This is a genomic window from Sphingomonas sp. ABOLE, from assembly GCF_003950455.1.
GTDB classification, from domain to species: domain Bacteria; phylum Pseudomonadota; class Alphaproteobacteria; order Sphingomonadales; family Sphingomonadaceae; genus Sphingomonas; species Sphingomonas trueperi.
The window spans coordinates 15,954-29,197 of the sequence record NZ_QQWY01000050.1 but is presented as its reverse complement, the minus strand read 5'-3'; the positions used below and the strand labels follow the sequence as shown (position 1 = coordinate 29,197).

Annotated in this window: 14 protein-coding genes; 2 read left to right on the top strand and 12 right to left on the bottom strand. The window is 69.0% G+C overall.

What is annotated here, in order from left to right; all coding sequences use genetic code 11:
* Positions 1-68 precede the first annotated feature (68 nt).
* From CA234_RS21430 to CA234_RS21420, 3 genes are all read right to left on the bottom strand, one after another.
* Positions 69-371: an ogr/Delta-like zinc finger family protein gene (locus CA234_RS21430; protein WP_125973644.1), complete on the bottom strand. Its 303-nt coding sequence runs from the start codon at positions 369-371 to the stop codon at positions 69-71.
* Positions 368-727 carry a hypothetical protein gene (locus CA234_RS21425; RefSeq protein ID WP_126002716.1) on the bottom strand — a complete coding sequence of 120 codons (360 nt, stop codon included), beginning with the start codon at positions 725-727 and terminating at the stop codon, positions 368-370. Before CA234_RS21425 ends, CA234_RS21430 begins: the two co-directional genes overlap by 4 nt.
* A gap of 127 nt (positions 728-854) precedes the next feature.
* On the bottom strand, positions 855-1,229 hold the full coding sequence (locus tag CA234_RS21420; RefSeq protein ID WP_277600093.1) for a YdaS family helix-turn-helix protein: 375 nt from the start codon (positions 1,227-1,229) through the stop codon (positions 855-857).
* A gap of 91 nt (positions 1,230-1,320) precedes the next feature.
* Here CA234_RS21420 and CA234_RS21415 point away from each other — a divergent pair, with 91 nt between their 5' ends.
* Entirely contained in the window at positions 1,321-1,728 is a 408-nt protein-coding gene (locus CA234_RS21415; RefSeq protein WP_126002715.1) for a helix-turn-helix domain-containing protein, read from the top strand.
* Positions 1,729-2,092: 364 nt separating this feature from the next.
* On the top strand, positions 2,093-2,392 hold the full coding sequence (locus tag CA234_RS21410) for a thermonuclease family protein (RefSeq protein ID WP_241213623.1): 300 nt from the start codon (positions 2,093-2,095) through the stop codon (positions 2,390-2,392).
* A gap of 293 nt (positions 2,393-2,685) precedes the next feature.
* On the opposite strand, the gene CA234_RS21405 is transcribed toward CA234_RS21410, so the two are convergent.
* The 9 genes from CA234_RS21405 to CA234_RS21365 form a co-directional block, all read right to left on the bottom strand.
* Positions 2,686-4,650 (bottom strand): hybrid sensor histidine kinase/response regulator, encoded by a 1,965-nt coding sequence (locus tag CA234_RS21405; protein WP_125973654.1) that lies wholly within the window; start codon positions 4,648-4,650, stop codon positions 2,686-2,688.
* Complete coding sequence (locus CA234_RS21400) at positions 4,643-5,281, bottom strand: chemotaxis protein CheX (RefSeq protein WP_125973656.1); 639 nt, start codon at positions 5,279-5,281, stop codon at positions 4,643-4,645. The genes CA234_RS21405 and CA234_RS21400 overlap by 8 nt, the downstream gene beginning before the upstream one ends.
* Positions 5,278-5,661 (bottom strand): response regulator, encoded by a 384-nt coding sequence (locus tag CA234_RS21395; protein ID WP_125973659.1) that lies wholly within the window; start codon positions 5,659-5,661, stop codon positions 5,278-5,280. Before CA234_RS21395 ends, CA234_RS21400 begins: the two co-directional genes overlap by 4 nt.
* A gap of 78 nt (positions 5,662-5,739) precedes the next feature.
* Entirely contained in the window at positions 5,740-5,973 is a 234-nt protein-coding gene (locus CA234_RS21390) for a hypothetical protein (RefSeq protein ID WP_125973661.1), read from the bottom strand.
* On the bottom strand, positions 5,970-7,880 hold the full coding sequence (locus tag CA234_RS21385) for a chemotaxis protein CheA (protein ID WP_126002714.1): 1,911 nt from the start codon (positions 7,878-7,880) through the stop codon (positions 5,970-5,972). The genes CA234_RS21390 and CA234_RS21385 overlap by 4 nt, the downstream gene beginning before the upstream one ends.
* Positions 7,880-8,734, bottom strand: a complete 855-nt coding sequence (locus tag CA234_RS21380; protein ID WP_125973665.1) for a protein-glutamate O-methyltransferase CheR — start codon at positions 8,732-8,734, stop codon at positions 7,880-7,882. Before CA234_RS21380 ends, CA234_RS21385 begins: the two co-directional genes overlap by 1 nt.
* Positions 8,731-9,810 (bottom strand): chemotaxis-specific protein-glutamate methyltransferase CheB, encoded by a 1,080-nt coding sequence (cheB, locus tag CA234_RS21375; protein ID WP_125973667.1) that lies wholly within the window; start codon positions 9,808-9,810, stop codon positions 8,731-8,733. Before cheB ends, CA234_RS21380 begins: the two co-directional genes overlap by 4 nt.
* Entirely contained in the window at positions 9,807-11,186 is a 1,380-nt protein-coding gene (locus tag CA234_RS21370) for a chemotaxis protein CheW (protein WP_126002713.1), read from the bottom strand. Before CA234_RS21370 ends, cheB begins: the two co-directional genes overlap by 4 nt.
* A gap of 5 nt (positions 11,187-11,191) precedes the next feature.
* On the bottom strand, positions 11,192-13,045 hold the full coding sequence (locus tag CA234_RS21365; protein WP_241213622.1) for a methyl-accepting chemotaxis protein: 1,854 nt from the start codon (positions 13,043-13,045) through the stop codon (positions 11,192-11,194).
* Positions 13,046-13,244 lie beyond the last annotated feature (199 nt).

Sequence of the window (13,244 nt, the reverse complement as noted above, 5' to 3'; positions counted from 1 at the left end):
TCGTCGCCGTGCGCCTGGTGGTGCGGGGCATGAAGCCGAACCCGGCGGTGCACCTGCCCGTCGGCCGATCAGGTGCCGACGGTGTCGGCTACCTCCGGCGGCGCTTCGTCATCATTGGCCGGCGGGCGCGGTGCATCGTCGTTGGCAGGCTCGCGCCATCGGCCGACGGGCAGGTGCACCGCCGGGTTCGGCTTCATGCCCCGCACCACCAGGCGCACGGCGACGATCTGGACGACGAAGGCACAGCCGCAATCGTCACTGTCGCACAGCAGCCGCGCCTCGCGGACGGTGGGCGTCACCTGCTCGCTCGTGCGGCACGTCACGCCCGCGCCGCATTCCGGGCAGCGGAAAAATCGACGTCGACTGGTCATAGGCTCCCCCGCATGGATGATCGCAGCTCCGCACCGCGGCGGAAGATCGAGCTGAGGCGGCGCGAGAGCGACCTGACGGCCTGGATCGACTCGTGCGTCTCGTGCATCGCGCGGAGCATGGCGGCGCGGCTGGCGTCCGGCTGGCTCGCGACGAGGCTGAACGAAACGGCCTCGCCCGCTTCCCTGGCCACGTCCGCGATCTCGATCACCAGCGCGTGCGGGCAGGCGGCAAGTTCGACGGTCGCCGGATCGACCATGCGGGCATAGCATTCGAGCAGCGGCATCGAAGCGCCGCCCGCGGCGACATAGGCGCGGTCGAGCGCGGCGGCCTGCGCCAGGGTAGGCGTGGTCGCCATATCGGATCAGACCATTTGTAGATCGTCCGATCGCCCACGCCGGCGGCGCGCGCGGCATGGCGAACGCCCAGATGCTCGGCGATCTGCGTAACGGCGGCAGACCAGGTGCCGGGGATGCGCTGCTTCGTCATGCGCGCACCTGCGCCGACAAGGAGGAGATGGGGCTCCGGTCGGCCAGAGCCGCCGGAGCCTCCGCCGCAGTGCGACCCGCGGGGTTATCGGAGAAGTGGTAGGCGTTCGATGCCAGACTTGGATCGCACGCGACGCGAAGCAAGGGGCGGGGTACATCAAGGCCTTCCGGATATATGTCCGGTCGCAGCAAGGTGCGGGAAACTCCTGTCAGTTCCTCGACTCGAAGGACGTGTTCCGCGGGAAGGGGTCGATTGTACTTGAGCCAGTGGTTCACAGTTGATTGCCGTCGACCAATCATGCGCCCGAAGGACGACTGCGAACCCGCCACTCGAACTGCTCTGGCCAGCGGTGTGTCCAAGGAAAGCTCCATGCTCATGTCGCTCGCCTAACGGAGCTCCGGTAGTTGAGGCAACCGTAGGTCTGTTGTGGCGCGCTAACGGCAAGCCGTTAGGAATTGCCCAATGAATATAGGCGAGCGCATCGATGACCGGCTAAAGGCCATTGGCATTTCGCAGGCTGAGCTAGCGCGACGTGTGGGCGTGCGGCAAAGCACGATCAACGGCCTCATCCGGGGGGAGTCGCGCGGGTCGAAGCATCTTCACGTAATCGCGAGGATCCTACGCACGTCCCCGGCCTACCTGACTGGTGAGACGGAAGACCCCGCGCCCGATGCTCCTATCCTGGAGCCGGAGCGGCCGGTGCAGTTCGTCACCCTGCAGGTCGCCCTGCCTAGTGAGGAAGCGCTGGCAACCATGTTCCGGGCCATGCTTCGAATCGTGCCTGAGGACGCAACGGAGGACGAGCGCGCTCAAATTCTCGCTCGGCGTTTGCCAGCTGCGCTTTCGCAGCTTCGAGATCTCGCGCCTTAACCCGGTGCGGGTGCAATGCCCGCTCGCGGTGCAGCTGCTCCAGTTCCCGCCACAAATCGTCCCGCAGCGCCGCGAAGACCGCGCAGGTTGCCTCGCATTCCTCGCACCCATGCTCGCACCCCGGCGTCAGCCGCAGCACCGGCTTACACATCACCGTCGACCCTTCGTGAAACGTTCTTGTTACGTTCCGATATCCGGCGCGCGGATGTGTAGGAAACCCCAAAAATATGCATCGTGACGAAGGGGTTGCGGTAACGCTTTCAGATCCTGGCCCGGTCCCCGCTGGGACAGCGCCGCGATCCGGTTTAGCCGGCGCTCATGGTCGTGCTTATGCTTCTCCGCAGCCTCTCTGTGCATCGCCAATGTGCATGACGGCGACACCATCCGAAGTTGCGACGGCGAGCGCATCCGAATCGCGAACATCGACGCGCCGGAAATGCGCGGCAGCCCCAAGTGCCGCGATCGCCGGCGCCGTGGCTGGTGCGACTATGCCCTGGCCACGCGGAGCCGCGACGCACTGGCGAGATTCCTAGAGGAAGGACGCGTGACGCTACGGCGCCAGGGCGAGGACCGTTATGGCCGCACGCTTGCGACGCTCGCGGTCAATGGGCGCGATGCGGGGCAGTACCTGGTTGACCGACGCCTTGCCCGCCCGTGGCGCTGACGCGCGGCGGGGCGGGATGTGGGACTTTGCTGCCATTCAAGGGGATGTTTGGGAACGACGGGTTTCGGAAGAAGCAATCTTTCCTCCGTCTCACCAGTCTGTATCTGCACAGCGCGGCGGACCAAAAACCATACGTGGCTCATTTTTGAGAAAGCCGTATAGGTGGGCAGCGCATCTGACCGGGCGCGGCCTGCAGGGTGATTTGCAGTGTCGCATTAGGAGGTGCTGGTGCTGAGCTCTCGGGCGATAAATACCGTACTTTGAATCTTTCCTACTGATCCTGTTCCTCCGCATCAATGTCCGCGGTCGAGCAGTTCCCGCACCTTGGCGGCCAGCGTGGCATAGGTGAAAGGCTTGGAGAGAAGATCGACATCGGGGTCGAGCCGGTCGTCCCGCATGATGGCATCGCGCGTATAGCCCGACGTGAACAGCACGCGCAGCTCCGGATGCAGCGCCCTCGCACGGCTGGCCAGTTCGGGTCCGGACATGCGCGGCATCACCACGTCGGTCAGCAGCAGCGTCGCGCCGACGTCGTGGCCGCCGAGCAACCGCAGCGCGCCATCGCCGTCCTGCGCCTCGACCACCTGATAGCCCAGTTCGCGCAGGATGCCGACCGTGTAGGCGCGGACGTCGTCGTCATCCTCGACCACTAGGATGGTCTCGTCGGCGTTGCCCATCCGCGCTGAGGGGCGTCGCTCCTCGGCCTCCAGGAGGACGTCCTGCTGCTTGCGGGCCAGATAGAGCCGTACGGCCGTGCCGTGACCCTCGGTGGAGTCGATGGTGATGTGGCCGCCGGACTGCTTCACGAAGCCATAGACCATCGACAGACCCAGCCCGGTACCCTTGCCGACTTCCTTGGTGGTGAAGAACGGGTCGAAGACCTTGGCGACCGTCTCTGGCGACATGCCCGTGCCGCTGTCGATCACCGAGACGACGACATAGGCGCCCGGCAGGCATCCGCCGGGAAGTGCATCTCGCACCTCGACGTTGCGGGCCTCGATGGTCAGGCCGCCACCACTGGGCATCGCATCGCGCGCGTTCACCGCCAGATTGAGGACCGCGTTTTCCAATTGATGCGGATCGACCTCGACCTTCCAAAGCTCCGCGTCGGTGTCGATCCGGATCGCGATCGTCTCGGTGATCGAGCGGGTGAGCAGGTCCGACATGCCGGTCAGCACGCGCGCGATGTCGATCGTCTTGGGCTCGAGGGGTTGCCGACGCGAAAACGCAAGCAGTCGCTGGGTGAGCGAAGCCGCGCGCTCCGCCCCCTTCAGCGCATTTTCCAGCGAACGCCGCATCCTTGGATCGTGGTCCATGTCCATCCGGCGGACGACCGTGTCGATATTGCCGATGATGACGGTCAGCAGGTTGTTGAAGTCGTGCGCGATGCCGCCGGTCAGCTGGCCGACGGCCTCCATCTTCTGGGCCTGGCGCAGCGCTTCCTCGGCCTCCCGCCGCTCGGCGACTTCCTGCTGGACGCGCATCTCCAGCGTATCCGCCAGCTCGCGCAGCTTGGCTTCCTGCTCCTTGGCCGCGGTGACGTCATAGATCACGCCGATCAGGCGATAGCCGGATCCTTCGCGGACGACCTCGCCGCGGCGCGCGATCCAGCGATGGCTGCCATCGTCATTGCGGACGATGCGGAACACCGCCTCCAGCGTATCCCCGATCGCATCGCTGCCGGGTTGCGGCAGCAGCAGCGGCTCGCCATCGCACAGCACACTGTTGATCGTCCGCACCGGCAGCACCGCGGCGGGATGCAGGCCGAGCAGCTGGCAGAACTCGCTGGATACGGTGGCGGTGGCGAAGCCGTCACTGTATTCGAACGTGCCGACGCCGCCCGCCGACTGGGCGATGCGCAACCGCTCCTCGGTCCGCTTGCGTTCGGTGACGTCGATGAGCAAGCCAGTGAAGCGCACCGGCGCGTCATTCTCGTCCAGATGCGCCTGGCCGCGCCCGTGCATCCACAGGGTCGAGCCGTCCGGCGCAAGTACGCGGAATTCCTTGGAGAAACGCTCGGCCCCGGCGAGCATGCCGGCCACGGCGATGCGAATCCGCGGTCGATCCGCCGGATGGATCGCGGCGAAGAAGGTCGCCGTCGGCAGGTCCCTCGTGGCGGCTTCGGGTTCCAGCCCGTACAGCTCCGCAAAGCGCGAATCGATGCGCAGGGCGTCGGCCGCAATGTTCCAGTCCCAGCTGCCGCTCGCACCGGCGGCGGCGAGGATCGACCGAACCTGCTCGGCGCCTGCCTCAGCCATCGTCCCCAACCACCCGGGCGATGAACTCGTCGAGCAGTTCCTTCAGCTTTTCGAGCGAGGGGATGTCCATGATCATCGCGATATAGCCGCGGATGTCGCGCTTGCGCACGGCGAAGTCGATATAGAGGAACAGCACCAGCCCGTCCTCGTCACCGGCATCGTCGATCTCGAACAGCGCCGCACTGTTGCCGTGCAGTACCTCGGGAATGGTCATCGCCAGCGAGCGCTTGAGCATGTTGGCGATCGTGGCGAGGCAGGAATTGAGGATGACGTTGCCGGTTTCGGTCAGCGCCTCGCGCTCCATCTCGGCCAGGTCTTCGGCGGACAGGCTTTCGCCGGTTACGGCTCGGACCAGCTCCAGGCTGTTGCTCTCGGGGAAAATAAGCAGCGCACGGCCGGCAAAGGCACCGTCGAAATCTTGCCGCACGGCGACCAGTTCGGCCGCCTCGCGTTCGCTGATCAGCCGGGCCGCGCGGCGCTGGCTGACGATGTCGATCGCGGGCACCGACAGCGTCACCTGGTCGCCGATCATCTTGCGCAGGCTGGAGGCGGCGCGCCCTACGCCGATATTGACGATCTCGGTCAGCGCATCGCGCTCGAGTTCGCCGAGCGTCACGCTGTCGCGGATCACGCCTTCGCCGATCGCAGGCGGAGCGCGGCGCCCGAGAGAAACGCTTCCAGGCTGTCCGCGCTGACCGGCTTGGGAACGAAGGCGGCCCCGATCGCACGGGCGCGGGCGATGATCTCGTCCTGAATGTTGGCGGTGATGATGGCGATGGGCATGTCCGGGCGCAAAGCGCGGAGCTCGCCGGCAAGTTCCAGCCCGTCCTTTTCGGCCATGTTGAAATCGATCAGGCAGACGTCCACCGGCTGGGCGGCGACCACCTCATGTGCCTGCGCTGCGCTGCCCGCCTCGGCCTTTTGCCACTCCGGCTGTAGCTCGGCGAGCGCCTTGCCGGCGACGATGCGCGCAAGCTTGCTGTCATCGACGATAAGGACGGTAACCGGCATTCGGGACTCCAGATCAAGGCCTTTGCAGCGCGAAGTGGTTCGGCTCCGCAACGGTCCTAGCGGCGAATCGTCCCGATGTCATTGCAACAGATTAAGCAGGTATCGTGCCAGAAAGTCACTGCTTGGCACACCGCACACCGGCGGCCGCGCGGCAAGCAGCACCTGCGCCACCGCAAGATGCAGCCGCTGCGCCGCGCCAAGATCGACCGTCCGGTCGGGCGCTTCCTGCAACGCCACCAGCAACGTGTCCGCATCCTCGGCAGGGCATCGGCCCACCAGATAGATGGCATCGGCGTCGACCCGGACCGTCATGCGACCAGCGCCGGCAGATCGAGAACGAGCAGCACCCCGCCATCCCCGAGCAGAGTTGCGCCGCCGATGCCCGACACGCCCGCGAGCAGTCCGCTCGGCGGCCGCACCACCGCATCGATGCGATCCGCGAAATCGTCGACCCGCAGCGCGACCCGTTCGCCCTCGGCGCTGGTGACGAGCAGCTTGGCATGGGCGCCGGGCAGCTCGGTGCCTCCCAACAGGCGGGCGAGGCTGAGCACCGGCACGGTGCGGCCGCGCAGGACGCAGGCGGTCCCCTCGCCGACCGGCAGCAGCGCCGATTGCTCGACGCGGACCGTCTCCACCACGTGCTCGAGCGCCACCCCGTAGCGATCCCCGGCCGCCTCTACGACGAGCAGCCGGGTGGTGAGGGCGTTGGCCGGGAAACGCAGCAGGAAGCGCGTTCCGCGACCAGGCGTGCTGTCGATCGCGATCGTGCCGCGCAATTTCTCCACCGCCGCCTGGACCGCATCCATGCCTACCCCGCGCCCGGAGACGCCGGTGACTGTCTCCGCCGTTGAAAAGCCGGGCGCGAAGATCAGGCGGAGCGCGGCGGCGTCGGTCAGCTGGTCGGCGGCTTCGACGTCCAGCAGACCTCGCGCCTGGGCGGTAGCGCGGATCCGCGCCGGGTCGATCCCGCCGCCGTCATCGGCCAGGGTGATCGCCACCGCATCGCCCTCCCGGCTCGCGGTGAGCGTGACCCGCCCCTCGACAGGCTTGCCGGCGGCGGCGCGCGTTGCCGCATCCTCGATGCCGTGGTCGATGGCGTTGCGCAGCAAGTGCAGCAGCGGCTCGGACAGCCCTTCCGCGATCTGCTTGTCGACCTCCAGCCCGTCGCCCACCATGGCGAAGGCGATCGGCTTGCCGAGGGTCGCGGCGATCTCGCGGGCGAGGCGCGGCAGGCGGCGGAGCGTCGGCGCGAGCGGCACCAGCCGTACCGCCGCGACGCTACGCTGCAGGTTGGCTGCGCTGCGTTCGATGCCCGCCTGCGCGGTGCGAACGGCAGCGGCCAGCGTACGGTCCTGGGCCTCGATGCGGGCGGCGAGCGGCGCAAGGGCATTGACCGCCACCAGCAGCTCGCCGAGGCCGTCGGCCAGCGCATCGATGCGCGCGGCGTCGATGCGCAGCGTGGTCGCGGGGCCTGCTTCGGCGGGCGCGTCGGGGGTGGGCGCCGGGGCGGCCGCCTCGAAGCGATGCAGCGCGATCTGGTCCGGCATCATCCGGAAGGCGGCGCGCACCACCTCCGGCGAGGCTGTGCTCAGCCCTTCGAGGATCGAGATGCAGCGGAACGGCTCGATCGCGTCGAGCGCGGGCCAGCGACCTTCGGCCGGACGGATATCGAGCCGGAGCAGGTCTGGGATCGTGGCGACGATCGCCAGCGGATCTTCGCCGCGGAAGAAGCAATCGGGATCGGGCGTGTAGCGGAACGCCACCACGGGGCCCTCGGCGCCGTCGGCCAGCTGCCGGGCCCAGTCGGGGGTGGCAGCGGAGGACGATACGGGTGCAGCGGCCTCCCGCCCAGGCAGGCCCGTGATCAACGCCGCCGCGACACCGTCTGCATCCTCGCCGAGCGCGCCCCGCAGCTCCACATCGTCTATCCAGCGGTCGACGCCGTCCAGGCACGCGACCAGCGCGCCCGTCGCCGCGCCGTCGAGCGCCATGCCACCCTTGCGGGCGCGTTCGAGCACGTCCTCGGCGGCGTGGAGCGTGCGTTCCGCCGCCGCCATCGGGAAGATCGCGACCGAGCCCTTCAGCGTATGGATCGCGCGGAAGGCGTCGTCGATCGCGGCAGCGTTGCCGGGATCGCGCGCCAGCACATCGAACGCCGCCGCCGCCTGGGCGACCAGGTCTCGCCCCTCGACCAGAAATTGCGCCAGCAGCTCGTCCATCACGGCTTACGATAGACGATTGCGTCTTCAAGGCGAGCCATTGTGAACCGGTCCGTGATCCGCGCCATGGATTCGCTGTGCCCGAGGCAGACGAAGCCGCCGCTGTTGAGGCTCTCGAACAGGTTGGAGGCGGCGAGCTGCCGCGAGTCATCGTCGAAATAGATCAGCAGGTTGCGGCACAGGATCACGTCGAACCGGCCGAGCCCGGTGAGCGTCGCGCGATCGACGATGTTGGCGGGGGTGAAGCGCACCGATTCGCGCAGATCGTCGATGATCTTGCGGCGATGGCCGCGCTCGGGCTCGAAGTAGCGCTCGACCACGTCCGCCGGCAGCCTGGCCAGCGCGCGCGCCGCGTAGCGCCCCGCCTGCGCCTGGGCGAGCGCGGCGGTATCGAGGTCCGATCCGACGATCTCGATATGATAGGCATCGACCAGCGGCCAGTTTTCGAGCAGCCAGATCGCGATCGAATAGGCTTCCTCGCCCGTCGAGCAGGGCATCGACCAGATCCGGATCAGGTCGCCGGGGCGCCGCGTGCGGATCAGCTCGGGCAGGATCTGCCGGGCGAGCGCGGCGAACTGGTGTTCCTCGCGGTAGAAATAGGTCTCGTTGATCGTGAAGGCGTTGATCAGCGCCTCGCGCTCGGCCGGGTTGGTGCCGACGAAATCGAGATAGCGCGCCGCCTCGGCCATGCCGCTTCGCGCCATCCGCGCGCCGATCCGTCGCTCGATATAATAGCGCTTGTTGGCGCCGAAGATCATGCCGGTCCAGCGATAGAGCAGCGCCCCCACCCGCGCGACCTCGTCGTCTGAAAGCGCCGCCGGGGGTGCGCTGGCAATGGTGCTCTCCCGCGTCACCGTGCGAAGCAGGCGAGCAGTTCGGCCGCGAGCCGATCGAGCGGTGCCACGATCGTGGCACCACCGGCGGCGACCAGCGCCCCCGGCATGCCCCAGATCACCGCGCTATCGGCAGATTCGGCAAGCGTCATGCCGCCCAGCGCCTTCAATTCCGTCATGGCGCCGGCTCCGTCATTACCCATACCGGTCATCAACACGCCAACCAGCCGCTCGGGTGCGACGCTCTTCATCGCGCTCGCCACAAGGCGATCGACGCTGGGATGCCAGAAATGCTCGCCGCTGCTCGGCGTGGCGGCAGCGGCGAGCGCGCCCGCGCGGCGGGTGACGACCAGATCGGCATCGCCGCGACCGATATAGACGTTGCCGGGCGCAAGCACCGTCGTGCCCGTCACCTCCTGGACGCTCAGCGCACACAGCTTGTCGAGCCGCCGCGCGAGCGGGCCGGTGAAGCTCGCCGGCATGTGCTGCGCGACGAGGATCGGCCAGGGGAAATCCTCGGGCAGATTGCCGAGCAGTGCATCGAGCGCCGGCGGCCCCCCGGTCGAGCAGCCGACCAGCACCAGCCCCTCGGGCGGCAGCGGCGCGGCGAGCGGCGCGGTGCGACGCGACGCGGCGGGCTTGGGTTCGGCGGCACCCGCTGCCCGTGCCCGAACGCGCTCGCGCAGCCGCGTCGTCCGCGAGATCCGCGCGCCCGCTGCGCTACGGACCTTTTCGACCAGCGCCGGGACGACGGAATCGATCTCCAGCGACAGCGCGCCTCGCGGCTTGGCGATGAAGTCCACCGCACCGAGTTCGATCGCCTCCAGCGTCTCGTCCGCCCCTTCCGCGGTGAGCGCCGAGACCATCACCACCGGGCACGGCCGCGTCACCATGATTTGGTCGAGGCAGGCCAGGCCGTCCATGCCGGGCATGTGAATGTCGAGCGTGATCACGTCGGGCGCGACCTCGTCGAGCAGGTCGAGCGCCTCGGCGCCGCTCCGCGCGACCGCCACCTCGAACCCGCCGGCCTCGGTGAAGATGTCGACCAGCAGGCGCCGCATCAGCGGGGAATCGTCGACGACGAGCAGCTTGATCACGATGCGGCGGCCATGCCCCGCAGCAGATCCTGTTCGGCGCGGTCGAGCAGCTCGCGCGGCGAGACGATCAGCACGATCCGGTCTTGATCGGGCAGATTGGCGACCCGTTCGAACACGCGCGTCTCCGCGCCGCCCAGGTCGGGCGCCGGGCCCACCGCCTCGGCGGCGATGCGCAGGACCTCGGAGGCGGAATCGACCACGAAGCCCGCCTGCAACTCGCCGATGCGGACCACCACCACGCGCCGCTTGCCGCCCGCGGCCATGGCCGCACCGAAGCGCTCGGCCTGGTCGATCACCGGCACCACCGCGCCGCGCAAGTTCATCACCCCCTGCACGAAGGCGGGCGCCTTGGGCAGGCGGGTGAGCTTGCGCGGCAGCGGAGCGACTTCCTCCACCGCAGCAATCGGCAGCGCGAAGTCGCTGTCGCCGATCCGGAACAGGAGGAACTGCTCGCTCGTCGCGTCCATGGCGCTTTCCTCGATCTCGTTCGCGGTGCTCGCTTGGGCAAGCCGCGCGGTGATGTCCTCGCGCAGCAGATGCTCGGCGGCGAGCAGCGACACCAACCGCCGCCCCGCGTCCAGCCGGCAGATCGCCTGGATCCGCGCCTCGGCGCTCCCCCGGGTGAGCACCTGCGGAATCGCGTCGATCGCGGTTTCTGGCACGCGCTCCACCCCGCGGATCACATCGACTACCAGGCCCACGCGGTGCTGCCCGATCCGCGCGATCACGACGCGGGTGCGCGCGGTCGCTGCCGCCGCCGGCATGGCGAGCAGCGCGCGGAGGGAGAGCAGCGGCAGCAGCGCGCCGCGCACGGTGGCGCTGCCGACGACCACCGCGTCGGCGTGCGGCATTGCCGCGATCGTTTCGGGCAGCCGTAGCACGCTCTCGACGGCGCCCAGCGGCAGCGCGAATTCCTGACTGCCGAGCGCGAAGACGACGAGCGGCAGCACCGCATGGTCCGCGGCGTCGGCCACCGTTTCCTCCGCTACGACGCGGCCGACGGCCCGGCGGTTGCCATCCGTGGCCAGGCTCGCCGCGATCAGCGCGGGCAGGTCGAGCATGCGGGCGCCGCTATCGCCGTCCTCTGCCAGCGTATCGACGGCGTCCACCGCGAGCCCGAACAGCGCGCCGTCGTCGACGATCACGACCCGCCGCTCGATGCCGACCGTGCGATCGACCAGATCGGCCAGCGACAACACCGGCACCACCGCCCCGCGGATATTGGCCAGCCCGAGCAGCGCCCTGGGCGCATGCGGCACCCGCGTCAGCCGCGGGATGCGGGCGACCTCGCGGACGATCGGCGCGGGCACGGCAAGCCGCTCGCCGCCGGCTTGCAGCGTCAGCACCCGCAGCCCCGCCGCGCCCTCGCTGCCCATCGCGTTCAGGCCGCCTGCGCGGCGATTGCGGTCGCGATCTGAGCGATTTCCTCGATCGCGGCGGCCAGCAACTCGGCCCCCTGCGCCTGCTGGCGCGCGGCGGCGCCGGCCTCGCGCGCGGCACCGTTCGCCAGATCCGCCGCTTCGGCGATCTGGGTGGTGCCGCTGCGGATCTCGCGCACGGAGCGCAGGATGTCCTGCGTTCCCGCGAGGATCGCATCGTTCGCGCCGCGCGCCGCCTGCAGGTCCTCGATCATCGAGCGGAAGCGCTCGACGAACGCACGGTTGCGCCCGATTTCCACTTCGGCCGCGCCGATCACCTGTTCGAGGTCGCGGCGCACCGTCGCGATCTGCTCCTGCATCGTGCGCACGATGTCCGCCGCGCGATCGGCGCGCGTCGCCGAATCCTGCGCGAGCTTGCGGATGTCGCCCGCCACCAGGGTGAAGCCGCGCCCGGCCTCGCCCGCGCGCGTCGCCTCCACCGAGCCGCTCACCGCGAGCATGTTGGTCTGCACCGAGATCAGCGCGAGCTTGCCGATGATCTTGTCGATGCCGCGCGCCGTATCCGCCAGCGCGGCCAGTAGATCGAGCACGGCGCGAAGCTCCGCCAGACCATGCTCGACGCCGCCCGCCACCCGTTCGATCGCCGCGCCGCTTATCACGACGCCCTCGACGATGGCGCCGATCCGCTCGGCGGCCGCGGAGGCGCGCGCCTGCAGCACCTCGGCCAACCCCTCGATCTGGCCCATCGCCATATCGGCCTGCATGGTCGCGGACGCCTGGACCTGGGTGCCGCGCGCGATCTGTTCGAGCGCGACCAGGATCTCGCCCGAGGCACCCGAAAGCTCCTGCACCGTTGCCGACAGTTCCTCGGCCGCAGCGGCGATCTGCTCGACCGCGCCCTGGTTCGCGCCGTCGCCCTCCAGCGCCTGGATCAGATCGCCCAGCATCTCGGCGGTGCGCTGGCTTTCCTCCAGCGACGTGCCCTGCTGCTCGACCGCCTGCTGCGCCTGCGCGGTGGCCGCCGATTGCTCCTCGGCGGCGCTTGCGACCTGCTCGGCGCCTTGCTCGGCTTCCGCGGCGGCGGCCTCGGCCTCCGCCGAGGCTTGGACGATCGCCGCCGTGCCCGCACCCAGCGCCGCCAGCTCCTCGCGCGCCTCTTTGAGCTGCACGACGACAGCGCGGCCCGACTGCGCCTCCCGCGTGGCCAGTTCGGAAGCCGCGCGCACCTGCTGCACCACCCGGTTCACCTCGCCGACGACGCTCGCCGCCAGCTGCTGGATCTCGCCCGCGCCGGCTTCGGAGCTTTCGGACAGTGCGCGAATCTCGTCCGCCACCACCGCGAAGCCGCTGCCGGCATCGCCGGCCCGCGCTGCCTCGATCGTCGCGTTGAGCGCAAGGAGGCTGGTCTCGTCGGCGACATCGGCGACGCTGACGCCGACCGTGCCGATCTCCCCGGCTACCTGCTCCAGCGCGTCGATCACGGCGACGGTCGCAAGCTGGCGCTGGGCGTTGAGCTCGATCGCGACGACCGACATCTCGATCTGCACGCCAACCTCGGCAAAGGCGTTCTGGACGATCTCGATCTGGCGGCGCGCATCCTCGGCCCGCGTGCTCGCGTCCCTGAAATTGGCGTTGAGCGAGGCGATGAGGCCCTGCGATTCCTGCCCTGCGCCGGCGGCTTCTTCGGCGCCGCTCGCGATATGGTCCATCGCCCGCTGCAACTCGCTCGCTGCGGCGGAGGCCTCGGCGATGCCGCTGGCCAGTTCCTGAACGGATTGGTCGATCCCCTCGATGGCATTGGCGGGGCGGCGCGTCCGGCGGGTGACCCGCGCCTGCGGCAGGGGCGCCGATGCCACCTTGGCCTCTGCCGCCGTGGATTCTTCCCTGTCGCGTTTTGCGCGAGCACCAAGGGTCGATTTCTTCACCAGCGCCATCAGAACTCCAGGGATATTGGGCTTTCAGCCTGCTTAGAGCACAGCGGACGACGGCGCCAGCATCCGCATAGCGGCGGGCACCTGCCGTTAAGCGATGCGGGGACCGACTGCGTTTGTGGCA

Excerpts from the sequence above, each read along its gene's own strand:
- CA234_RS21430 (WP_125973644.1), bottom strand. The coding sequence starts at position 371 with ATGACCAGTCGACGTCGATTTTTCCGCTGCCCGGAATGCGGCGCGGGC.
- CA234_RS21425 (WP_126002716.1), bottom strand. The coding sequence starts at position 727 with ATGGCGACCACGCCTACCCTGGCGCAGGCCGCCGCGCTCGACCGCGCC.
- CA234_RS21420 (WP_277600093.1), bottom strand. The coding sequence starts at position 1,229 with ATGGAGCTTTCCTTGGACACACCGCTGGCCAGAGCAGTTCGAGTGGCG.
- CA234_RS21415 (WP_126002715.1), top strand. The coding sequence starts at position 1,321 with ATGAATATAGGCGAGCGCATCGATGACCGGCTAAAGGCCATTGGCATT.
- CA234_RS21405 (WP_125973654.1), bottom strand. The coding sequence starts at position 4,650 with ATGGCTGAGGCAGGCGCCGAGCAGGTTCGGTCGATCCTCGCCGCCGCC.
- CA234_RS21395 (WP_125973659.1), bottom strand. The coding sequence starts at position 5,661 with ATGCCGGTTACCGTCCTTATCGTCGATGACAGCAAGCTTGCGCGCATC.
- CA234_RS21390 (WP_125973661.1), bottom strand. The coding sequence starts at position 5,973 with ATGACGGTCCGGGTCGACGCCGATGCCATCTATCTGGTGGGCCGATGC.
- CA234_RS21385 (WP_126002714.1), bottom strand. The coding sequence starts at position 7,880 with ATGGACGAGCTGCTGGCGCAATTTCTGGTCGAGGGGCGAGACCTGGTC.
- CA234_RS21370 (WP_126002713.1), bottom strand. The coding sequence starts at position 11,186 with ATGGGCAGCGAGGGCGCGGCGGGGCTGCGGGTGCTGACGCTGCAAGCC.